Source organism: Amycolatopsis benzoatilytica AK 16/65 (genome assembly GCF_000383915.1).
GTDB classification, from domain to species: domain Bacteria; phylum Actinomycetota; class Actinomycetes; order Mycobacteriales; family Pseudonocardiaceae; genus Amycolatopsis; species Amycolatopsis benzoatilytica.
The window spans coordinates 5,054,420-5,075,354 of sequence record NZ_KB912942.1; the positions used below are offsets into that span (position 1 = coordinate 5,054,420).

A 20,935-nucleotide genomic window follows, 5' to 3' on the forward strand; every position below is an offset into this window, starting at 1 on the left:
GGTTCCGCCTTGCCCCGCGCACCCGATCCGGCCCTCCCGCCGGGACCGAGCCGCCGCCTTCGAGCGCTCATGCCGTTTCCGCCACCAAACCGTCCATAATGGACGCGAAGCTGCGCCAGGTCCGGACCGATTCGGCCAGCCGCTGCCTGCCCGGATCGTTCAGGCTGTAGTACTTGCGGTGCGGACCTTCCTCGCTCGGCACCACATACGACGTGAGCAAACCCGCCTTGTACAGCCGCCTCAGCGTGCCGTACACCGATGCGTCCCCGACCTCCTCCAGGCCGGCGACGCGAAGTCTTCGGAGCACGTCATAGCCGTACCCGTCGCCTTCGCGCAGCACTGCCAGCACCGCCAAGTCCAGCACTCCTTTGAGCAGCTGACTGATTTCCACGGCGTCCTCCCCAGTCCTGCGGGACAGAAGGTACCACGCATAGCGCAGTAGTGCGCACGGCGGACGGCCGAACGGCGGTGCCGATGCCCGTTCGTGCCGATCACCGGGACCCAAGCAGGCAGGCTGCCGATCGCCGGGATCCAAGCAGGCAGGCTGCCGGACGCCGGGACCCAAGCAGGCAGGCTGTCGGACGGATCCGGCCGAGTCGTGGCCGAAGCCGCACTGGCGGCCCTGCCCCGTTCACGTCAGTGGTCGCCGACGTTCCAGCCCGCCTTGAGGAAGGCCGTCCACACCCGGTTCCGGGATTGGCTCGCCTGGCTGACGCTCGCGATCACGACGGCTGGCTTGGCATTCCCCGCGTCCGCGGGCGGAACGCTGAAGTCACCCCGGCAGGCAGAGAAGCCACGGGTTCCCAGCAGCGGTTGACGGATCGGCCAACTCCGCGGCTGCCCGCTCGCCGTCGCGGTGACGGCACTCGATCTTCACCACCCGACCGCCCGCCGGGATCAGCGAGCCCGCCGCTGGCACCGAGGACAGAAGTGCGACGAGCGATTCATGAAGGACTCCCGCTTGATCGGAGTCGCACACCGGGTGCACGGCTCGCCTTCGCGCCCGTACGCCTGCAACGTCCGCGAGAAGTACCCCGACTCCCCGTTCACGTTCACATAGAGCGCGTCGAATGAGGTCCCGCCGACTTTGAGCGCCTGCGCCATCACGTCAGTCGCCGCGCCGAGCAGTGTTCGGCCTTGTGCCGCAGTGAGTTTCTCGGTGGGCCGGGCCCAGTGCAGCTTCGAACGCCACAACGCCTCGTCCGCGTAGATGTTGCCGATTCCGGACACCAGCGTCTGGTCGAGCAGCGCGCGCTTCGCCTCGGTACGGCGCGCTCGCAACGCGCGCACCGCCGCCTCCAGGTCGAACTTCGGATCCATCGGGTCGCGCGCGATGTGCGCGATGGTGCGCGGAACCGAATCGCCGTCGACCTCGACCAGCTCGTCGAGAGCCAGCCCGCCGAACGTCCGCTGGTCCACGAACCGCAGTTCCGGCCCGCCGTCGGCGAACCGGACGCGCACGCGCAAATGCTTCTCGTCCGGCACGTCCGCGGGCTGCACCAGCATCTGCCCGCTCATCCCGAGATGCGCGATGACGGCCTCGCCGTGCGCCAGGTCGAGCCACAGGTACTTGCCGCGCCGCCGCGCGGCCTCGATGGTGACGCCAGCCAGCCGCCCGGCGAAATCCGCGGGCCCCTCGGCATGACGGCGAATCGCGCGATCGTGCAGCACCGTCACATCTCGCACAGTCCGGCCGGCGACATGCGCGGCCAGGCCGACGCGAACAACCTCGACCTCAGGCAACTCGGGCATGACCACATTCTGCCCGGCCCCACCGACAATTCCGGGACCGCCCGCCCGCACAGAAAACCAGGAAGGGCCTCTGGAGAGACCTAGATTCTCTCCAGAGGCCCTTCCCGGACCACGACACGTAGTTCCGCGCCGCTGAACCAGCTCCCCAGCCCTCGCCGGCTCCGGCGACGACCAAGGAAACGCCTCAGCTGGCGTCGTCCCCCGTGCCGAGTTCTTCCGACAGCGACCGCCAGGCAGTCTCCGCCGCCTTCTGCTCGGCTTCTTTCTTCGTGGTCCCGGTGCCCGAACCCAGCGCCCGCCCCGCCACCAGCACCGTGGCGGTGAACTCCTTGCGATGGTCCGGACCGCTGTCCTCGACCCGGTACTCGGGCACGCCGAGACCGGCGGACGCGGTCAGCTCCTGCAGGCTGGTCTTCCAGTCGAGGCCGGCCCCGCGCAGCGGAGCCTCGGCCAGCAACCCGTCGAAGAGGTGGTGCACGAGCTTGCGCGCGACCTCGATGCCGTGTGCGAGATACGCGGCGCCGATCACGGCCTCGAGACCGTCGGCGAGGATGCTCGCCTTGTCCCGGCCGCCCGTGAGCTCTTCACCCTTGCCCAGCAGCAGGTGCGCCCCGAGCCCGCCTTCGCCGAGCCCGCGCGCGACACCGGCCAGCGCGTGCATGTTGACGACGCTGGCGCGCAGCTTCGCGAGCTGGCCCTCGGGCAGGTCGGGGTGGGTGGTGTAGAGGTGGTCGGTGACGACCAGGCCGAGCACCGCGTCGCCGAGGAACTCCAGTCGCTCGTTCGGCGGCAGGCCGCCCTGCTCGTACGCGTACGAGCGGTGGGTGAGCGAAAGACGGAGCAGCTCGGGGTCGAGATCGACCCCGAGCGCCTCGAGCAATGCGGCGGGATCGGCCGTGGGTCCTCCGACGGACTTACCCCCCATGATCGGCTGCCCGCTCAGGCGGGCTCGACGACCTGGCGGCCGTTGTGCTGGCCGCACGCCGGGCAGGCGATGTGCTGGAGCTTCGGCTGGCGGCAGGCGCGGTTGGAGCAGGGCACCAGCTGAACCGGAGCCGCCTTCCACTGGCTGCGGCGGGAGCGCGTGTTGGATCGCGACATCTTCCGCTTCGGGACGGCCACGAGTAGATCTCCTTCAAACGGTCTGCTCGCGGACGCGAGCGAACTTTTCTTCTCCCGGATCGAGCTGGACGCTCGTCAGGCTTGCTCTCCGGAGCCGTGCGCAGGCTTATCGCCCGCGTTTTCGTCGAATCGCTCGACCAGCGCGGCCCACCGAGGATCTATCTTCTCATGCCCGTGTCCGGGCTCGAGATCGGCCCACTTGACACCGCATTCGACGCAGAGCCCGGGGCAGTCTTCCCGGCACAGCGGAGCCAGCGGAAGCGCCAGCACGACGGCGTCGCGGACGGTCGGTTCAAGATCGATCCGGTCGTCCACCAGGCGCGGGATCTCGTCCTCGTCGGTGGTCTCCTCGGTCACCGAACCGGGGTAGGCGAACAGCTCGGTCAGCTCGACCTCGACCTCTTCGGTCAGCGGGTCGAGGCAGCGCGAGCACTCGCCGGTCGCGGTGGCGGTGGCGGTGCCGCTCACGAGCACGCCTTCGACGACGGATTCGAGCAGCAGGTCGAGTTCGACCGGCGCACCCGCGGGGATCTCGAGCACGCCGGGGACGCCGAGCGCGGTCGGCACCGGCGCGCTGCGGCTCAGCTCGCGGCTGAGTCCCGCGCGGCGGCCGAGCTCACGGGTGTCGACCACCCACGGGCTGCGGTCGTCGAGCTGCGCCGGGCGGGGGTTCTGGGCAGGGTTTTCGGACATCGCCTACCAGCGTACGCAGGCCCGCACGCCCCTTTCGAGGCGGCCGGGCCAGCGGCACGCGAGGGCGGGCGAAAACCTCAGACCTGGTAGTCGTACAGCGTCGAGCGCCCGCCGCCGCTGCCGAGGCTCGTCGACGGCGACCGCAGGTGGTTGCGCCCGGAGTCGACCGTGCGCAGCGTGGTGGCCAGCAGCTCGGAGAACTCGGCGAGCTTGCCGTCCACGTACGCGTCGCAGTCGGCACGCTGGCGGTCCGCTTCGGCGTGCGCCTCGTCCACGATCCGCGCGGATTCCGCGTGCGCGGCCTGCACGACCTCGGTCTGCGAAACGAGCCGGGCCTGCTCGGCGCGGGCGTCTTCGATCGCGCGGTCGTAGGCGTCCCGGCCGGCCTGGACCATCCGGTCCGATTCGGCGCGGGAACGTTCGGTGAGGTTCTGGTACTCGGCCTGCCCGGCCGCGACCATCCGCTCGGCCTCCGCGTGCGCGTCGCCCAGCATCTGGTCGGCGCGGGCGCGCGCGTCGGCGAGGATCCGCTCGGCCTCGGACGTGGCGTCCGACACCGTCCGCTCGGCTTCCTCGTTGGCCCCGGCGACGGTCTCCCCCGCCTCTTTCCGGGCGGCCAGCAGCAGGTCGTCGCGCTTGTCGAGAACGTCCTGCGCGTCGTCGACCTCGCCGGGAAGCGCGTCGCGGACGTCGTCGAGCAGCTCGAGGACGTCGCCGCGGGGCACCACGCAGCTGGACGTCATGGGAACACCACGGGCCTCTTCGACGATCGTCACGAGCTCGTCGAGTGCCTCGAAAACCCGGTACACGGCAACTCCCTCAAGCAGTTTCCCCGATCACTGGCTCCAGTCTGCCCGCTTTGCGGCCTGAACCGGTGAACGCGCACCCGACCGGGCGTGTCCTCGCCTGGCCGGCGGGAGCGGCTCACCCGCTGGTGGTACCGCTCCCGCCGCGCTTGATCAGGAGCCGAGGTCGATCCGTTCGAAGGTCGAGTAGCGGTCCGGGGTGTAGGCGAGCTCGCCGCCGTTGCCGGCGATCACCCGGTCGTTGGTGCCGACCGGGTAGAGCGTGTAGTACCCGGAGGCGCACGACGGCAGGACGCCCTCGCGGTTCTCGTAGGTCTTGCCAGTGCCGAGGGTGCCGGCCCGGGCGCCGTCGACGACCTGCTTGGCTTCGGCGGACAGGGTCGAGTAGCCGACGCCCTTCAGCTTGGACAGGTCGCCGCACTGGGCGGTGCTGCCGCCGCCGTCGACGTCGATGACCTGGAAGGTGGCGTAGTGGTCGCCGGTGTAGAAGTACTCACCGCCCTGACCGGTGACGATCCGACGGGTGCCGCGGGTCGGCGCGCCGGGGGTGATCACCGTGTACTCGTGGTAGTAGCTCGCCGAGCAGGACGGCAGGACGCCCTCGCGGTTCGTGAACACGACCCCGTCGTTCTTCGGGTACGGGAACGGCCCGCCCGACTGGATGAGGTTGTAGGTGTCCGTCGCTTCCTTCGGCAGCGCGGACAGCTTGACGTGGGTGTAGCCGGACAGGTCGCCACAGGAGTTCTGCAGCGCGGACGCCGGGGCTGCCTGATGAAGCGGGACAGCCTCCGCGGCCGTGCCAATCCCCAGGAAACCGACCAGCAGTGCGAAAAGGACACCGACAATTCGGCTGCGGTTGTTGGTCATTTTCGGACGGTAACCCGCGGCGGCGGCCGGAAGAATGCCGCGAGGTGAACAGTCTCGGCCCGAGGCCGAAGTCCCGACGAAGGCAGTAATCCGTTCAGGCTAAAACCGGCCGCCGGACTGGCGGACCGCGCCGTCCGGGATCTCGATCACCGGCCCTGGCGGTGGTCCGTGAAGGGGCCCCTCACGGAATCTACGTCCCCCAAGGAGCCCTTCACGGAATCTAGGTCCCGGAAGGGGCCCCTCACGGAATCTAGGTCCCGCAAGGGGCCCCTCACGGAACCCAAGTCCCTCAAGGAGCCCCTCACGGAATCCAAGTCCCGCAAGGAGCCCCTCACGGAATCCAAGTCCCGCAAGGAGCCCCTCACGGAATCCAAGTCCCGCAAGGAGCCCCTCACGGAATCTAAGTCCCCCAAGGGGCCCCTCACGGAATCCAAGTCCCCCAAGGGGCCCTTCACGGACGTTTCGGGCGAAAGCCTCAGTCGCGCTTCGGGTAGATCGCGAGCAGCCGCTCGTGCACGACCGGCGGCACCAGGTTCTTGACGTCGCCGCCGAGTGCGGCGACCTCCTTGACCAGCGAGCTGGACACGAAGCCGTACGCCGGGTTGTTCGCCATCAGCAGCGTCTCGAGCCCGGTGAGCTCGCGGTTCATCTGGGCCATTTGCAGCTCGTAGTCGAAATCGCTGACCGAGCGCAGGCCCTTCGCGACGGCCGCGATGTCGTTTTCGCGGCAGTAGTCCACCAGCAGGCCGTGCCACGAGTCGACGCGCACGTTCGGCAGCTTCGCGGTGATCTCGCGCAGGATCTCCATGCGTTCCTCGACGCTGAACAGGCCCTTCTTGCTCTTGTTCACCCCCACCGCGACGACTACCTCGTCGAAGAGCACCGAGGCCCGCTCGATGATGTCGAGATGTCCGTTGGTGGCCGGATCGTAAGAGCCGGGACAGACCGCACGCCGCATGGCGCGGAACGCTATCAAGCCCCGACGTCGCGCGCTCTCTCGTGACTATTGCGTCACACCTCGGGCGCGTACTCCGCCCAGTAGAGCGCAGTGTCGCCGTAGCGCTTGTCGCGAAGCGGCTTGAACGACGACGGCCAGTCCGGGGCTCCGTCGCGCGTCGCGCGCTCGATCACGATCAGCGCGCCGTCGGTCAACCAGCCGCCACTGTGCAGAGACGCGAGCACAGTGCCCAGCGAAGCAGCGCCGACGGCGTACGGCGGATCTGCGAGCACCAGGTCGAACTGCACTGACGAAGGCACGGCGACGACCGCCTCGACACTGCTGTGCCGGACTGTGCCGCCCAACCGCAACTCGGCGACGTTGCCGCGAAGCACGTCTGCGGCGCGACGGTCCGCTTCGACGAACCACGCGTCCGCAGCACCCCGCGAGAGCGCTTCGAGGCCGAGCGCACCGGAGCCGGCGTAGAGGTCGAGCACGCGGGAGCCGTCCAGCTCACCGGCTACTTCCAGCGCGTTGAACAACGCTTCCCGTACCCGCTCCGACGTCGGCCGGGTGCCCTTGGGCGGCACCTTGAGCCGCCGTCCGCCGGCCTTGCCCGCCACGATCCTCGTCACCCGGCCATCTTCGCCGACGGTCCCGGTGTGGCGTTGGCCAGGACATGCCGAACCCGCGCGCGCGGGCGCGTAGAGTCGTCATTCGCCCTCCGGAGGCGGAGCGAGCTGGTTCAAGGGAGCGTTGCGTGTCGGAACCCCGGGTGAGACGGGCTGAGATCGCCGTCGAGCAGGCCCACGTCGACCGGGTGTACACCCGCCTCGCCGAGCTGCGGACCCAAGCCGAGGCGATGCGGGCGAAGGGCTACGAGCTAGGCCAAGGGGCCCAGCGCGAGGCGATCTTCGAGCAGGCGTCGATGCTGTTCGAGCGCGACATGATGGTCTACCACGCGAACCAGACCCTGCAGACGCTCGACGCCGAGTACGAGGGCCTGGTCTTCGGCCGGCTCGACCACCGGGACCAGGAGCACATCTACGTCGGGCGGCTCGGCATCCGCGACACCGAGTTCGACAACCTGGTCACCGACTGGCGCGCGCCCGCCGCCGCCGCGTTCTACCAGGCCACCGCGGAAGAACCGATGGACGTCGTGCGCCGCCGGGTGATCCGCTGCTCCGGGCAGACCGTGCTGGACGTGGACGACGACGTGCTGATCGCCGACGCGGTGCCCGAAGACATGCAGATCGTCGGCGAGGGCGCGCTGATGGCCGCGCTCGGCCGTTCGCGCGGCGAGAAAATGCGGGACATCGTCGCCACGATCCAGAAGGAACAGGACGAGGTCATCCGCGCGCCGTGGCGCGGTGTCACAGAGATCACCGGCGGTCCGGGCACCGGCAAGACAGCGGTCGCGCTGCATCGCGCGGCGTACCTGCTGTACCGGCACCGCCGTCAGCTCGGCGGCGCGGGCGTGCTCGTGATCGGGCCCTCGGGCGTCTTCACCACGTACATCTCGCGCGTGCTCCCGTCGATGGGCGAGACGAACGTCGAGTTGCGCGCGCTGGGCGAAGTGCTCGACGGGCTTGAAGCGACTCGGCAGGACACCGCCGCGCTGGCCGCGATCAAGGGCTCGCTTCGGATGCGAAAGGTGCTGCTGCGCGCGTTGCGCGACACGCCGCCCGGAGCGCCGACAGAGATGAAGATCGTCTACCGCGGCGAAGTGCTGAAGCTCAACGCTCGCGAGCTGGACAAGGTGCGGCGCAAGGCGCACACGCACGGCGCTCCGCCGAACCGTTCGCGCGTACGCGCCGCGGAGCTGCTGCTGGGCGCGCTCGCGGACAAGGCCGAGGAGTACGCGAAGGCGGACGGCAAGGAGGTCGACCGCGCAGAGCTGATCACCGATCTCGGCGAGCGCATCGAGTTCCACCGCTTCCTCGTGGTCTGGTGGCCGGTGCTGTACCCAGCGCAGGTGCTCAAGTGGCTCGGCGCCGAGAAGCGGATGGCCGCGGTGTCGAAGGGCATCCTGAGCCGGAACGAGATCAGCCTCCTGTCGGCCGATTTCGCGGATCGCTCGCGCGGCTGGACGGTGGCCGACGTGGCGCTGCTGGACGAGCTGCGCGTGCTGGTCGGCCCGGAGCCGAAGCGCCGCCGCCGGCAGACCGTGGTCGAAGCCGCGCCGGAACGCGGCAGCAACGGGGCCTCGACGCACCGCCCGGAGCACTACGACGAGTACTCGCACGTGGTCGTCGACGAATCTCAGGACCTTTCGCCGATGCAGTGGCGGATGGTCGGCCGGCGCGGCAAGTACGCGAGCTGGACCGTGGTCGGCGACCCGGTGCAGAGTTCCTGGCCGGACCCGGCCGAGGCGGCGCAGGCGCGCGACCAGGCGTTCGGCGTCAAGACCGCGCGCCGCCGCTACACGCTGCGCACGAACTACCGGAACTCGGCGGAGATCTTCGATCTGGCGGCGAAGGTAGTAGTCGGGCACGCACAGGCGGACGAGCTGCCGAAGGCCGTGCGCACCACCGGGATCGAGCCGGAGGTGCGGCCGGCCGACCCGGCGGCGCTGGCGACCGCGGCACAGGCGGCGGCGAAGGAACTGCTCGGCGCGGTCGAGGGGACCGTGGGCGTGATCACCGCCATGGACCGCGTCGAGGAGGTCGAGGGCTGGTTCGCCGGGCAGACCGACGAGCGGCTGAAGGTGGTCGGCAGCCTCGATTCGAAGGGCCTGGAGTACGACGCGGTCGTGCTGGTCGAACCGATGGACCTGGTCACCGAGTCGTCCACCGGCCGGCGAGTGCTGTACGTCGCGCTGACCCGGGCGACGCAGCAACTGGTCGTGCTGGCCTCGAACCCGGACTGGCTGCCCGCGTCCTCGTGAGCGCCGGTGCCGGTCAGAACCGGCATAGCCACCCGAGCGGAGGGAAGGGAATCGGGGTCGCGTGCGTTACCGCTGTACGTGACTTCCCTGCCTGACGTGCCGCTGTCCGTGCTCGACCTGTCCCCCGTCTCCGCGGGGAAGGGGGTCGGCGAAGCGCTGCGCAACACCCTCGACCTCGCCCGCAACGCCGAACGGCTGGGCTACCACCGGTACTGGCTCGCCGAGCACCACAACATGCCAGGCATCGCCAGCTCGGCGACGGCGGTGCTGATCGGGCACGTCGCGGATGCCACCGAGACGATCCGGGTCGGCTCCGGCGGCATCATGCTGCCCAACCACGCGCCGCTCGTGGTGGCCGAGCAGTTCGGCACGCTGGAGGCGTTCCACCCGGGCCGGATCGACCTGGGCATCGGCCGCGCGCCGGGCACCGACCAGCGCACCGCGCTCGCGCTGCGCGGGCCGGGCGGGCTGTCCGCGGAGAACTTCCCGGAGCACCTGATGGAGCTCATCTCCTATTTCGAACCGGACCCGGCGCGCGGCGTCAACGCGGTCACCGCGGAGGGCAACAAGCCGCCGGTGTGGCTGCTCGGCTCGTCCGGCTTCAGCGCGCAGCTGGCCGGCCGGCTGGGTCTGCCGTTCTCGTTCGCGCACCACTTCGCGGCCGAGAACACGCTGCCGGCGGTGCGGCTGTACCGGGAGAACTTCCAGCCGTCGGAAGTGCTTTCCGAGCCGTACGTGATGCTGGGCGTGCAGGTGATCGCCGCCGAGACCGACGAGCGCGCTCGATACCTCGCCGGGCCGAGCGGGCTGACCTTCCTCAGCCTGCGCCGCGGCCGCCCGATCGCGCTGCCGACGCCGGAGGACGCGGCCGAGTACCCGTACACCGAGATGGACCGGTCGTTCCTGGCCGAGCGGTTCGGGTCGAGCATCGTCGGCGGCCCGGAGACCGTTCGCAAGGGTCTGGACCAGCTGCTGGCCGACACCGGCGCGAACGAGCTGATGATCACCACCATGGTCCACGGGCACGAGGACCGGGTGCGCTCCTACGAGATCGTCGCCGACCTCAAGCGCTGATGGAGACGTTCGCCTGGCGCGGGCAGCAGGTGCGGTGGTCCCGGCAGGGTTCGGGGCCACCGCTCGTGTTCTGCCACGGCACCCCGTGGTCGTCGAAGCTGTGGGCGCCGATCGCGGCGGCCTTCGCGCCGGACTTCACCGTCTACCTGTGGGATATGCCGGGTTACGGCAGTTCCACGATGGCCGAGGGCCAGGATGTCTCGTTGGCCGCGCAGGGCGAGACGTTCGCCGCGCTGCTGGACCACTGGGGCCTCGAAGAGCCCGACGTGGTGGCGCACGATTACGGCGGCGCGGTCAGCCTGCGGGCTTATCTGTTGCACGGCGCGGCCTACCGATCGCTGGCGCTGGTCGACGTCGTCGCGCTGGCGCCGTGGGGGTCGGAGTTCTTCCGCCTGGTCGCCGAAAACGCCTCTGTGTTCGCGGCCTTGCCGCCGAATCTGCACGAGGCGCTGGTCCGCGAGTACATCGCCGGCGCGGCATATCGTCCGCTGCCGGCGGAGGCGCACGACCTGCTCGTGCGGCCGTGGCTCGGTCCGGCCGGGCAGGCGGCGTTCTACCGGCAGATCGCCCAAGCCGAGCAGCGCTACACCGACGAGATCGAGCCGCGGTACCGGGACGTCAGCCTGCCGACGCTGGTCGTGTGGGGTGCCGAGGACACCTGGATTCCAGTCGACCGCGCGCACCGGCTCGCCGGGATGATCCCGGGCGCCGGGCTGGAACTCGTCCCGTCCGCCGGGCATCTCGTCCAGCTCGACGCGCCGGAAGCGCTCACCGCGGCGCTGTACCGGTGGTTGGCGCGCTGATCAGGTCGATCAGCCGTTCCGGGGCGCGCAGCGGCAGGTAATCGCCGGCCCTGGGCACGATCTCCAGTCGTGCGCCGGGTGACCCGCGCGAGGTGGCCGACGGCGTCTTCCGCCGTGCTGAGCCCGACCAGCCCAGCCTGCTCGATGCCGAAGCGGTCGAGCACCGCGAGCAGTTCGTCCTCATACCGGAACGGCGCGGAAGGCGGCCACCGTCGGCGGGAAAGTACTCGATCGCCGTGCCGCCGGTCTCGCCAGCCCGGCCGCCCACAATGGACCGAAGCGCCGAATGCACCGCCCCGGAAAATTATTCGCGCAGTTCGACAAGCGCATTCCGCACACTTGTCAGAACCGTACAAGAATTTCGGTTTTACCAGGCCGTGACCGGTCCCGGAGTGCCAAGTTCTTGTCTGCGGGCAGGGCTCTCGTTAGCGTACTGATCAGTAATCAAACCGCACGGTAACCCCGGACACGCTTTCTCCCGGACGCGCACCGCCATTCGGAGCAACCGGAACGACGGCGTTCGACGGGTATTCCGCCGTGTCCGAAAATAGCGGGGAGGGCAGGCGATGGCGATTCCCGGTGCCGCGGCGCTGCGCCAGACCGGCCGGCTTTACGCGCTGGGACTCGACGTCGTCCGGCTGGCCTTCCGCCGCCCGTTCCAGTTCCGCGAACTCGTGCAGCAGTTCTGGTTCATCGCGAGCGTCTCGATCCTGCCGACCGCGCTGGTGTCCATCCCGTTCGGCGCGGTGATCGCGCTGCACATCGGCTCGCTGACCACTCAGATCGGCGCGCAGTCGTTCACCGGCGCGGCGAGCGTGCTGGCGATCATCCAGCAGGCCAGCCCGATCGTCACCGCGCTGCTCATCGCCGGGGCGGGCGGCAGCGCGATGTGCGCCGACCTCGGTTCGCGCACCATCCGCGAGGAAATCGACGCGATGGAGGTGCTGGGCGTTTCGCCGATCCAGCGGCTGATCGTGCCTCGGGTGCTGGCCGCGATGGGCGTTTCGGTGTTCCTGAACGGCATGGTCAGCGTGGTCGGCGTCCTCGGCGGCTATTTCTTCAACGTGATCATGCAGGGCGGCACGCCGGGCGCGTACCTGGCGAGCTTCTCCGCGCTGGCGCAACTGCCCGACCTGTGGATCAGCGAAATCAAGGCGCTGCTGTTCGGCTTCGTCGCCGCGGTCGTCGCGTCGTACCGGGGCCTCAACCCGCGCGGCGGGCCGAAGGGCGTCGGCGACGCGGTGAACCAGTCCGTCGTCATCACCTTCCTGCTGCTGTTCGTGCTGAACCTGATCCTCACCACGGTCTACCTCCAGCTCGTGCCGCCGAAGGGAAGCTGATGGCCACCCGGACCCCCGCCCGGCTGCTCGACGCCGTCGACCGCAGGCTCGGCTTCCTCGACACCCTCGGCGACCAGATCCTGTTCTTCCTGCGCGCGCTCGGCTGGGCGCCGCGCGCACTGCGCCGGTACCTGCGGGAAATCGTCCGGCTGCTGGCCGAGGTGAGCTTCGGCAGCGGCGCGCTGGCGGTGATCGGCGGGACGATCGGCGTGATGGTCGGGATGACCGTCGCGACCGGCACCGTGGTCGGGTTGCAGGGCTACTCGGCGCTGAACCAGGTCGGCACGTCCGCGTTCGCCGGGTTCATCTCGGCGTACTTCAACACCCGGGAGATCGCGCCGCTGGTGGCCGGGCTGGCCCTGTCGGCGACGGTCGGCTGCGGCTTCACCGCGCAACTGGGCGCGATGCGGATTTCCGAGGAAATCGACGCGCTGGAAGTGATGGGCATCCCGAGCGTGCCGTACCTGGTGACCACGCGGGTGATCGCCGGATTCGTCGCGGTGATCCCGCTGTACGCGGTGGGCCTGCTCTCGTCGTATCTCGCGTCCCGGCAGATCACCGTCTGGGGATTCGGCCAGTCCGCGGGCACCTACGACCATTACTTCCTGCTGTTCCTGCCGCCCGGCGATGTGCTCTGGTCGTTCGGAAAGGTGCTGGTGTTCAGCGTCGTGGTGGTGCTCGCGCACTGCTACTACGGGTTCCGTGCCAGCGGCGGGCCGGCCGGCGTCGGCGTCGCGGTCGGCCGCGCGGTACGGACCGCCATTGTCGCGATCAGCGTCCTGGACTTCTTCCTGAGCCTGGCGATCTGGGGCGCGACGACGACCGTGCAGGTGGCCGGATGAGCCGACGGCTGCAGAAGACCAAAGTCCGCGTCGCCGGAGTGTTGTTCCTGGCCGCGTTGTCCGCGTTCGTCCTCTTCACCGTGAAGGTCTACGACAAGGACTTCACCACCGCCGTGCCGGTGACGCTCAAGGCGGACCGGGTCGGCAACCAGCTGCGAGCCGGCGGTCAGGTAAAGGCGCGCGGCGTGGTGGTCGGCGAGGTCCGCGGCGTACGCGCGGTGCCCGGCGGTGCGGAGATCGCGCTGGCGCTGGAGCCGGACAAGGTGCGGTGGCTGCCGGAGAACGTGTCCGCGTTGCTGGTGCCCAAAACCCTCTTCGGCGAACGGTACGTGCAACTGTCCATTCCGGACGCCGATCGAGCGCGCCCGCTGCGCCCCGGCGACGTGATTTCCCAAGACCGCTCGGCGAACGCGATCGAGCTGGAACGGGTCTTCGACAACCTGCTGCCGGTGCTGAAAGCCGTGCAGCCGCAAAAACTGGCGACCACGCTCACCGCCGTCGCCACCGCGTTGCAGGGCCGGGGCGAACAACTCGGGCAGACCTTGGCCACCGCGGCGGACTACCTGCGGAAGTTCAACCCGAACCTGCCGCGGCTGGACCGGAACGTCCGCGATCTCGCGACGGTGACCCGGCTGTACGGCGACATCGCGCCTGATCTGCTGAACGCGCTCACCGATTCGGCAGTCCCCCTGGGCACCGTCAACGCGAAGCGCACCGACCTCGGCTCGCTGTACCAACAGGTCACAACGTCGTCGCAGGATCTCACCGCCTTCCTTCGGCAGAACGGCGACAACCTCATCGCGCTGTCCGCGGACAGCCGCCGCCCGCTGGAGATCGGCGCGAAGTACTCCCCCAGCTTCCCGTGCACCCTGCAGGCGCTGACCGACCTGAAGCCGAGCATGGACAAGGTCCTCGGTGCGGGCACGAAGGAGCCGGGGCTGCACGTCGAGATCACCGTGTCGCAGCCGCGCGGGAAATACATTCCCGGCAAGGACGCGCCTGCCTACACCGAGAAGAGCGGGCCGAGGTGCTACCCGAGCGGGGTGGTCCCGAACGCCGGAACACCGGCGGTGGCGCCTTCGGCCAAGGGCGACCTCGGCATCGCGAATTCCCCGCAGGAGCAGCAGTTCCTGGCTCCGCTGATCGCGCCTGCCCTCGGACTCGCGACGTCCGACGTGCCCACCTGGAGCAGTGTGCTCGTCGGCCCGCTCTACCGCGGAACGGAGGTGACGGCGAAGTGAGGAACCTGGCCGCTCCCCTGGTCAAAAGCCTGCTCTTCATCCTCGTGACCGCACTCGCGACGGTCGTGCTCGCCTTCTCGATCACCGGCGGTTCGGTCGGCGGCGGCCAGCGGTACGGCGCGACCTTCACCGACGCCACCTCACTCAACGTCGGCGACGACGTGCGGATCTCCGGGGTGAAAGTCGGCCAGATCGAAAGCCTGGACGTGGTGGGCCACAACCGTGCGCACGTCGAGTTCTCCCTGGAGGAAGGCCGGACCGTGCCCGCCGACGTGCTGGCGGTGCTCAAGTACCGCAACATGGTCGGGCAGCGCTATCTGGCGCTGGAACGAGGCAGCGGCACCGGCACCGGCGTGCTGCCGCCCGGCGGCGAAATCCCGCTCGACCGCACCACCCCCGCACTCGACCTGACTGAGCTGTTCAACGGCTTCAAGCCGCTGTTCCAGGCGCTGTCGCCGAAGGACGTCAACAACCTGTCCGGCGAGATCGTCCAGGTGCTGCAGGGCGAAGGCGGCACGGTGACCGAACTGCTCGCGCACACCGGGTCGCTCACCAGCACGCTGGCCGACCGCGACCGGGTGATCGGCCAGGTGATCGGCAACCTGAACTCGGTGCTGAAGACCGTGAACGGCAAGGGAGACGCGCTCGCCACCCTGGTGTCCACGCTCCGGCAACTGGTGTCCGGCCTGGCCGGCGACCGCACCGCGATCGGCGACGCGGTGTCCGGGCTGGCCGAGCTGACCCAGTCCACGTCCGGCCTGCTCACCGAGATCCGGCCCGGGCTGAAGGACAGCATCGCCGGGCTGGACCGGCTGTCGCAGAACCTGAACGAGGGGAAGGCCGACGTGGACCGGTTCCTGACCACGCTGCCGGAGAAGATGAACGGCATCGGCCGGATCGGCTCGTACGGCTCGTGGATGAACTTCTACCTGTGCAGTTCGACGCTGCGGTCCTCGCCGCCGCGCGGGGTCCCGGCGACCGCGGCGAGGTGCGGCGCGTGAAATCGTTCCGGGAGCGCAACCCGCTCGTGCTGGGGGTCATCGGCAGCGTCGCGCTGGCAGCGGTGCTCACCGGCACGCTGAACTACCGCAACCTGCCGTTCCTCGGCGGCACCGGCTACCAGGCCGAGTTCACCGAGGCAGCCGGATTGCAGGCGGACGACGAGGTGCGGATCGCCGGGATCAAGGTCGGCGAGGTGTCCCGGGTGGACCTGGACGACGACCACGTGCTGGTCAGCTTCCGGGTCAAGGACGCCTGGGTGGGCGACCAGACCTCGGCGCAGATCAAGATCAAGACGCTGCTGGGCCGGAAATTCCTGGCACTCGACCCGGCCGGCCGCGGCGAGCAAGACCCGGGCCGGCCGATCCCGCGCAGCCGCACGGTGACCCCGTACGACGTGACGGACGCGTTCAACGGCCTCGCCGACACCGTGGGCGCGATCGACACCAACCAGCTCGCGGCCAGCTTCTCCACGATCAGCGACACCTTCCGCAACTCGCCGCAGCATGTCCGGACGGCGCTCGACGGGCTCAGCGCGCTGTCGAAAACGGTGTCCTCGCGGGACCGCGAAATCGCTGAACTGCTGGCCAACGCCCGCAAACTGACCACCACGGTCGCCAATTCGAACGACGACTTCGAAAAGCTCGTCAACGACGGAAACCTGCTGCTCACCGAACTCGACCGGCGCAAGGACTCGATCCACGAGCTGCTCGTCGGCGCACAGGCGCTGGCCAAGCAGCTGTCCGGTCTCGTGACGGACAACACCGCGCAGCTCGCTCCCGCACTGCGGCAGCTCGACCAAGTAACCGACTTGCTGCAACGGCAGGACCGAAACCTCGCCAAGAGCCTCCAGCTGGCCGGACCGTACTTCCGCGTGGTGAACAACACCGCGGGCAACGGCCGCTGGATCGACACCTACCTGTGCGGCCTGATCCCGGAAAACCGCGATCCGTGCACACCGCCGCTGGGAGGCGCGAAATGACCGCCAGCACTCGGGCAGGCCGGTTGGTCGCCTTCGCCTTGGTACTGGCGCTGGTGATCTGCGGCGTCTTGTGGTGGGTGTTCTCCGGCTCCGGCCGGTACCGCGTCACGGCGTACTTTTCGCAGGCCGTCGGTGTCTACAGCGGATCCGACGTGCGAGTGCTCGGCGTGAAAGTCGGCGAGGTCACCGCGGTCGTACCGCAGGGCGACCAGGTCCGAGTCGACTTGTCGGTAGACCCGCATGTCGCGGTCGCCGCCGACACGACCGCGCTGGTAGTCGCGCCCAGCGTGGTCGCGGACCGCTACGTCCAGCTGGGCAAACTCGCCCGCACCGGGCCCCGGCTGAGCGACGGCGCGGTGATCGGCCGGGACCGCACCGGCACTCCGGTCGAGCTGGACCAGCTGTACGCCAGCTTGGACACGCTGAGCAAAGCGCTCGGCCCGAACGGCGCGAACGCCGACGGCGCACTGTCCGACCTCCTGCGCACCGGCGCGGCGAACCTGAACGGCAACGGCAAGGCCTTCAACACCTCGGTCCGCGACTTCGCCCAGCTCGCGCGCACCCTGGCGGGCAACTCCTCGGACCTGTTCGGCACCGTCGACGAGCTGCAGAAGTTCACCACCATGCTCGCCACGAACGATCACCAGGTCGGCGAGGTGAACCAGCAGCTGGCCAAGGTGTCCGGCACGCTCGCGGCGAATCGCGGCGAACTGTCCGAGGCGCTGCGCTCGCTTGGCACCGCGCTCGCCTCGGTGCAAGCATTCCTCCGGGACAACCGGGCGTCCATCAAGTCCAATGTGGACAAGCTGGCCGGGACGACCCGGACGCTCGTCGACCAGCGCGCCTCGCTGGCCGAAGCGCTGGACGTCGCACCGCTGGCCGTGCAGAACGTCCAGAACTCCTTCGACCCGGCCACCGGACGCCTGCAGGGCCGTTCCGACCTGCTCGACTACTTCCCGCTGCCCGCCTCGGCCGTGGCGGCCACCGGAGGCGGCCGATGAAAGCGCGACGGACGATCCTGGCGTTGACCCTGTCCGTGCTGGCCGGCTGCGCGGCACCGAGCGGCTTCCACGGCGTGTACGACCTGCCGCTGCCCGGCGGTGCCGACCTCGGCTCGCATCCCTACCAGGTCACCGTGCAGTTCGCGGACGTCCTCGACCTGGTTCCGCAGGCCGCGGTCAAGGTGGACGACGTCCCGGTCGGCCGGGTGCAGTCGATCCGGCTGGGCAAAGACGGCTGGACCGCCGAAACCGTGCTGGCGGTGAACGGCGACGTACGCCTGCCGGCGAACGCGGTCGCGCGGCTGCGGCAGTCTTCGCTGCTGGGCGAGAAATTCGTCGAACTCGCACCGCCGGACGGCCCCGCGTCCGGGCAGCTCGGCGCGGACGCGGTGATCCCGGTGTCGCGGACCAACCGCAACCCGGAGTTCGAGGAAATCTTCGGCGCGCTGTCGCTGCTGCTCAACGGCGGCGGCATCGGCCAGCTGCAGACGATCAACAAGGAACTGTCGAAGGCGATGGACGGCAACGAAGAGGAGATCCGCAGCTTCCTCCGCGGCGTCGACGACCTGATGTCCAATCTGGACACGCACCGCAAGGACATCACCGATGCGCTGGACGGGCTCGACCGGCTGTCGTCCTCGCTGGCGGATCGGAACAAGCAGATCGCCGACGCCCTCACCGACCTGACTCCCGGTTTGAAAACCCTCACCGACCAGCGCCCGCAGCTGGTGACCATGCTGCAGTCGATGGACCAGCTGTCCGGGGTGGCCACCAACGTCGCGAACAAGAGCCGCGACGACCTGGCCGCCGACCTCCGTGCGCTGGCGCCGATCCTGCACCGGCTCGCCGACGCCGGGTCGAATCTGCCCAAGGCGCTGGAGATCCTGCCGACGTTCCCGTTCACCGACCCCGTGCTGGACGCGCTCAAGGGCGACTACTTGAACGTCTACGCGACGTTGCTGCCCGGTGCCGACGTCCAGCTCCCGCCGCCCGGACAAGGCGTGCCCCCGGGCTTGCCGGCCCTGCTGCTGCCGTCCGGAGGCAACTGATGCTGACTCGACGGGTCCGGATCCAGGTGATCGCGTTCGTGATCGTCGCGCTGGCCGCGACCTCGATCGTCGGGGCGAAATACGCCGGCATCGCGCGGCTGTTCGGCGTCGGCGCCTACACCGTCCGGCTGGAATTGGCCGAAGGCGGCGGCATCTTCACCAACGGCGAGGTGACCTACCGCGGAGTGGCGGTCGGCCGGATCGGCCAGCTGCGGCTGACCGAACAGGGCATGGAAGCCGACTTGCTGCTGAACGACTCGGCCCCGCGAATTCCGGCGAACTCGCGGGCTTTCGTCGCGAACCGCTCCGCCGTCGGCGAGCAGTACGTCGATTTGCGCCCTTCGACCGACCGCGGCCCGTACCTGGAAGACGGCAGCGTCATCCCGCGCGGCGCGACCACGCTGCCGCTGCCCGTGCAGACCTTCTTGTCCGATGTGGACTCCCTGACCGCGTCGGTGCCGACCGCCGATCTGCGTACCGTGGTGAACGAACTGGACACCGCGTTGCAGGGCACCGGCCCGAACCTGCAAGTGCTGATGGACACGGCGAAATCGTTCACCGATTCGGCTTCCGCCCACCTGCCGCAGACGACGAAACTGGTCAACGACGGCTCGACGGTGCTGAAAACCCAAGTCGACTCGTCCTCGGCCTGGCGAGATTTCAGCCGTAACGCGCACCTGTTCGCCGCACAACTGGCCTCCTCCGACGGCGATCTGCGGCAGCTGATCGCCAGTGCCCCGCCCGCCGCGACCCAGGTGTCCGGCCTGCTCCGGGACACCAGCCCCGGACTGCCGATCCTGATGGCGAACCTCTTGACCACCGCGCAGGTTTTCAGCGCCCGCACGGACGGCTTGGAACAGCTGCTGGTGACTCTGCCGAAGACGGTCGCTTCGACATCGGCCTCGATCACCCCGGACGGCGGGAAGATGTCGCTCGCGCTGACGTTCTGGGACCCGCCGCCGTGCCGGAAGGGATACGAGGGAACGCCCGTCCGCAGCAGCCGGGACCTGCCAGTGCTCCCGTTCGACACCGCCGCGTCCTGCACCCTGCCCACGGGGAACCCGACGTCGGTCCGCGGCTCGCAGAACGCGCCGCACGCCGGCGTCCCGGCCCCGGCCCGCCCCGGCGGCCTGCCGACGGCCGCCGACGGCATCCCGACGTCGACCGATCTGGAGGAGATGCTGTGGCTGCGCCGGGGAAACTGACTGAGGTCACATCGGAGCCGCACCGCGACGACGCGGTTGCCCCGGCCGAACCTGACGGCCGAGCCGCCGACGCTCCGCGGCAAGCGCGCTCGCCGCGGAGCACCCTGACCTGGGTCACCGGAGCCGCCCTGGCCCTGGCGGCCGCGTTCGCCGCCTGGTCGGCCTGGTCCTGGCACGCCGCTGCGACGGCTCCCGCGTCGACCGGAGGCGCCACCCGGGACGAGGCAGTCGCCGCCGGCCGCACCCTGATCGCGACCGTCACGACCTTCGACCCCCAGCAGCGGGACCAGGACTTGGCGCATTGGCGAGACGCAACCACCGGCGCCTTGCAGGTCTCGCTGGCCAGCACCGCCCCGCCGTCCGGTCCCGCGACGACCGGTCACGTCCTGGACGCCGGGCTGTCCGACCTGAACGCGGAGGCGGGCACCGCGAAACTCCTCGCGTCGGTGGAAATCGCCGTGACCAAGGACGGTGCGGCACAACCCGCCCGCCGCACCCGCCTGTCCGCCACGATGACCCGCACCGCGTCCGGCTGGAAACTCAGCTCGCTCGACCAGCTGGGGGTGGCCGGATCGTGAAGAGCTCGCCGCCCCGCCGGGTCTCGCGAAAGCTGGCCGAGCCGGTCAGTCGGTCCGGAGCCCGCCTCGCGCCAGCCAGTCCCGCCGCCGACGACGACGCTTCCGGCGCCGGACCAACCCCCACCCCAGCCAGTCTCGCCGCCGACGATCGTTTCACCGCCGGACCAACCCCCACGCCAGCCAGTCTCGCCGCCGACGATCGTTCCACCGCCGGACCAACTCCCGCGCCAACCGTCCCGCACCCCCGCCGCCTGCCCGCGATTCTCCTGTCCCTTGCCGTCCTCCTCGCCGCTGCCGGCACCTGGTGCACCGTCGAAACCCACTCCGCCGCAGCGACCGGCTCCGCCGCGAATCGCGCCCTCACCGACCAGCCGGCCACCGCCGACGTCGCCGCCGCGGTCAGCCTCGCCTTGAACCAGATCTTCTCCTACTCCTACGACAAAACCGATGTCACCGAAAACGCCGCCGCCACTGTCCTGCGCGGCCGAGCGCGCGATTCCTACCAAAAACTCTTCGCGCAGGTGCGGAAGATGGCCCCGGAACAGAAACTCATCCTCACCTCCCGGGTCTCCGCCACCTCGGTGCAGCAGCTTTCCGGGGACCGCGCACAGTTGCTCGTTTTCCTCGACCAGTCCGCCGCCCGGGGGAATTCCGTCACTCCGGAGACCGCCGCCGCGCAACTGTCCGTCACTGCGCAGCGAATAGCCGGAACCTGGTTCGTCACCGATCTCGTACCCCGTTGAAAAAATAGTTCCCG

Annotated in this window: 22 protein-coding genes; 13 read left to right on the plus strand and 9 right to left on the minus strand. The window is 69.6% G+C overall.

Features of this window, described 5'->3' with window-relative positions; genetic code table 11:
* Window positions 1-67: 67 nt before the first annotated feature.
* From AMYBE_RS0123200 to rsmD, 9 genes are all read right to left on the minus strand, one after another.
* On the minus strand, window positions 68-391 hold the full coding sequence (locus AMYBE_RS0123200; protein WP_020661784.1) for a PadR family transcriptional regulator: 324 nt from the start codon (window positions 389-391) through the stop codon (window positions 68-70).
* Between the two features lie 506 nt (window positions 392-897).
* On the minus strand, window positions 898-1,752 hold the full coding sequence (gene mutM, locus AMYBE_RS0123210) for a bifunctional DNA-formamidopyrimidine glycosylase/DNA-(apurinic or apyrimidinic site) lyase (protein WP_020661785.1): 855 nt from the start codon (window positions 1,750-1,752) through the stop codon (window positions 898-900).
* 184 nt (window positions 1,753-1,936) lie between these two features.
* A complete protein-coding gene (rnc, locus tag AMYBE_RS0123215; RefSeq protein WP_211226841.1) occupies window positions 1,937-2,677 on the minus strand; it encodes a ribonuclease III in 741 nt (246 codons plus the stop codon).
* Between the two features lie 14 nt (window positions 2,678-2,691).
* The gene (gene rpmF, locus AMYBE_RS0123220; protein ID WP_020661787.1) at window positions 2,692-2,874 is read right to left on the minus strand and encodes a 50S ribosomal protein L32; all 183 of its coding nucleotides are present in this window, start codon (window positions 2,872-2,874) and stop codon (window positions 2,692-2,694) included.
* Window positions 2,875-2,949: 75 nt separating this feature from the next.
* Window positions 2,950-3,567, minus strand: a complete 618-nt coding sequence (locus AMYBE_RS0123225; protein ID WP_020661788.1) for a YceD family protein — start codon at window positions 3,565-3,567, stop codon at window positions 2,950-2,952.
* A 77-nt stretch (window positions 3,568-3,644) separates the two neighbouring features.
* Window positions 3,645-4,376 (minus strand): DivIVA domain-containing protein, encoded by a 732-nt coding sequence (locus tag AMYBE_RS0123230; protein WP_020661789.1) that lies wholly within the window; start codon window positions 4,374-4,376, stop codon window positions 3,645-3,647.
* Window positions 4,377-4,526: 150 nt separating this feature from the next.
* Window positions 4,527-5,240: a ribonuclease domain-containing protein gene (locus AMYBE_RS0123235; RefSeq protein WP_020661790.1), complete on the minus strand. Its 714-nt coding sequence runs from the start codon at window positions 5,238-5,240 to the stop codon at window positions 4,527-4,529.
* Window positions 5,241-5,715: 475 nt separating this feature from the next.
* Window positions 5,716-6,198 (minus strand): pantetheine-phosphate adenylyltransferase, encoded by a 483-nt coding sequence (coaD, locus tag AMYBE_RS0123245; protein WP_020661792.1) that lies wholly within the window; start codon window positions 6,196-6,198, stop codon window positions 5,716-5,718.
* 53 nt (window positions 6,199-6,251) lie between these two features.
* Window positions 6,252-6,812 (minus strand): 16S rRNA (guanine(966)-N(2))-methyltransferase RsmD, encoded by a 561-nt coding sequence (gene rsmD, locus AMYBE_RS0123250; RefSeq protein ID WP_027927921.1) that lies wholly within the window; start codon window positions 6,810-6,812, stop codon window positions 6,252-6,254.
* 125 nt (window positions 6,813-6,937) lie between these two features.
* Here rsmD and AMYBE_RS0123255 point away from each other — a divergent pair, with 125 nt between their 5' ends.
* The 13 genes from AMYBE_RS0123255 (at window position 6,938) to AMYBE_RS0123315 (ending at window position 20,921) form a co-directional block, all read left to right on the plus strand.
* Window positions 6,938-9,064 (plus strand): HelD family protein, encoded by a 2,127-nt coding sequence (locus AMYBE_RS0123255; RefSeq protein ID WP_027927922.1) that lies wholly within the window; start codon window positions 6,938-6,940, stop codon window positions 9,062-9,064.
* A gap of 78 nt (window positions 9,065-9,142) precedes the next feature.
* On the plus strand, window positions 9,143-10,138 hold the full coding sequence (locus tag AMYBE_RS0123260) for an LLM class flavin-dependent oxidoreductase (RefSeq protein WP_020661795.1): 996 nt from the start codon (window positions 9,143-9,145) through the stop codon (window positions 10,136-10,138).
* Window positions 10,138-10,941, plus strand: a complete 804-nt coding sequence (locus tag AMYBE_RS0123265) for an alpha/beta fold hydrolase (protein ID WP_020661796.1) — start codon at window positions 10,138-10,140, stop codon at window positions 10,939-10,941. Before AMYBE_RS0123260 ends, AMYBE_RS0123265 begins: the two co-directional genes overlap by 1 nt.
* Window positions 10,942-11,507: 566 nt before the next feature.
* Window positions 11,508-12,281: an MlaE family ABC transporter permease gene (locus tag AMYBE_RS0123270; protein ID WP_020661797.1), complete on the plus strand. Its 774-nt coding sequence runs from the start codon at window positions 11,508-11,510 to the stop codon at window positions 12,279-12,281.
* On the plus strand, window positions 12,281-13,123 hold the full coding sequence (locus AMYBE_RS0123275; RefSeq protein ID WP_020661798.1) for an MlaE family ABC transporter permease: 843 nt from the start codon (window positions 12,281-12,283) through the stop codon (window positions 13,121-13,123). The genes AMYBE_RS0123270 and AMYBE_RS0123275 overlap by 1 nt, the downstream gene beginning before the upstream one ends.
* Complete coding sequence (locus AMYBE_RS0123280; protein WP_020661799.1) at window positions 13,120-14,364, plus strand: MCE family protein; 1,245 nt, start codon at window positions 13,120-13,122, stop codon at window positions 14,362-14,364. The genes AMYBE_RS0123275 and AMYBE_RS0123280 overlap by 4 nt, the downstream gene beginning before the upstream one ends.
* On the plus strand, window positions 14,361-15,365 hold the full coding sequence (locus AMYBE_RS0123285; protein ID WP_020661800.1) for an MCE family protein: 1,005 nt from the start codon (window positions 14,361-14,363) through the stop codon (window positions 15,363-15,365). The genes AMYBE_RS0123280 and AMYBE_RS0123285 overlap by 4 nt, the downstream gene beginning before the upstream one ends.
* Window positions 15,362-16,345, plus strand: a complete 984-nt coding sequence (locus AMYBE_RS0123290; RefSeq protein ID WP_027927924.1) for an MCE family protein — start codon at window positions 15,362-15,364, stop codon at window positions 16,343-16,345. Before AMYBE_RS0123285 ends, AMYBE_RS0123290 begins: the two co-directional genes overlap by 4 nt.
* Complete coding sequence (locus tag AMYBE_RS0123295; protein WP_020661802.1) at window positions 16,342-17,346, plus strand: MCE family protein; 1,005 nt, start codon at window positions 16,342-16,344, stop codon at window positions 17,344-17,346. The genes AMYBE_RS0123290 and AMYBE_RS0123295 overlap by 4 nt, the downstream gene beginning before the upstream one ends.
* Window positions 17,343-18,395: an MCE family protein gene (locus AMYBE_RS0123300; protein WP_020661803.1), complete on the plus strand. Its 1,053-nt coding sequence runs from the start codon at window positions 17,343-17,345 to the stop codon at window positions 18,393-18,395. The genes AMYBE_RS0123295 and AMYBE_RS0123300 overlap by 4 nt, the downstream gene beginning before the upstream one ends.
* Window positions 18,395-19,600: an MCE family protein gene (locus tag AMYBE_RS0123305; RefSeq protein WP_020661804.1), complete on the plus strand. Its 1,206-nt coding sequence runs from the start codon at window positions 18,395-18,397 to the stop codon at window positions 19,598-19,600. The genes AMYBE_RS0123300 and AMYBE_RS0123305 overlap by 1 nt, the downstream gene beginning before the upstream one ends.
* Window positions 19,579-20,178 carry a hypothetical protein gene (locus AMYBE_RS0123310; protein WP_020661805.1) on the plus strand — a complete coding sequence of 200 codons (600 nt, stop codon included), beginning with the start codon at window positions 19,579-19,581 and terminating at the stop codon, window positions 20,176-20,178. The genes AMYBE_RS0123305 and AMYBE_RS0123310 overlap by 22 nt, the downstream gene beginning before the upstream one ends.
* Entirely contained in the window at window positions 20,175-20,921 is a 747-nt protein-coding gene (locus AMYBE_RS0123315; protein WP_020661806.1) for a hypothetical protein, read from the plus strand. The genes AMYBE_RS0123310 and AMYBE_RS0123315 overlap by 4 nt, the downstream gene beginning before the upstream one ends.
* Window positions 20,922-20,935 lie beyond the last annotated feature (14 nt).

Coding starts and splice junctions, on each gene's coding strand:
- AMYBE_RS0123295 (WP_020661802.1), top strand. CDS start 16,342: ATGACCGCCAGCACTCGGGCAGGCCGGTTGGTCGCCTTCGCCTTGGTA.
- AMYBE_RS0123305 (WP_020661804.1), top strand. CDS start 18,395: ATGCTGACTCGACGGGTCCGGATCCAGGTGATCGCGTTCGTGATCGTC.
- AMYBE_RS0123270 (WP_020661797.1), top strand. CDS start 11,508: ATGGCGATTCCCGGTGCCGCGGCGCTGCGCCAGACCGGCCGGCTTTAC.
- AMYBE_RS0123225 (WP_020661788.1), bottom strand. CDS start 3,567: ATGTCCGAAAACCCTGCCCAGAACCCCCGCCCGGCGCAGCTCGACGAC.
- rnc (WP_211226841.1), bottom strand. CDS start 2,677: ATGGGGGGTAAGTCCGTCGGAGGACCCACGGCCGATCCCGCCGCATTG.
- AMYBE_RS0123300 (WP_020661803.1), top strand. CDS start 17,343: ATGAAAGCGCGACGGACGATCCTGGCGTTGACCCTGTCCGTGCTGGCC.
- mutM (WP_020661785.1), bottom strand. CDS start 1,752: ATGCCCGAGTTGCCTGAGGTCGAGGTTGTTCGCGTCGGCCTGGCCGCG.
- AMYBE_RS0123280 (WP_020661799.1), top strand. CDS start 13,120: ATGAGCCGACGGCTGCAGAAGACCAAAGTCCGCGTCGCCGGAGTGTTG.
- coaD (WP_020661792.1), bottom strand. CDS start 6,198: ATGCGGCGTGCGGTCTGTCCCGGCTCTTACGATCCGGCCACCAACGGA.
- AMYBE_RS0123265 (WP_020661796.1), top strand. CDS start 10,138: ATGGAGACGTTCGCCTGGCGCGGGCAGCAGGTGCGGTGGTCCCGGCAG.
- AMYBE_RS0123275 (WP_020661798.1), top strand. CDS start 12,281: ATGGCCACCCGGACCCCCGCCCGGCTGCTCGACGCCGTCGACCGCAGG.
- AMYBE_RS0123235 (WP_020661790.1), bottom strand. CDS start 5,240: ATGACCAACAACCGCAGCCGAATTGTCGGTGTCCTTTTCGCACTGCTG.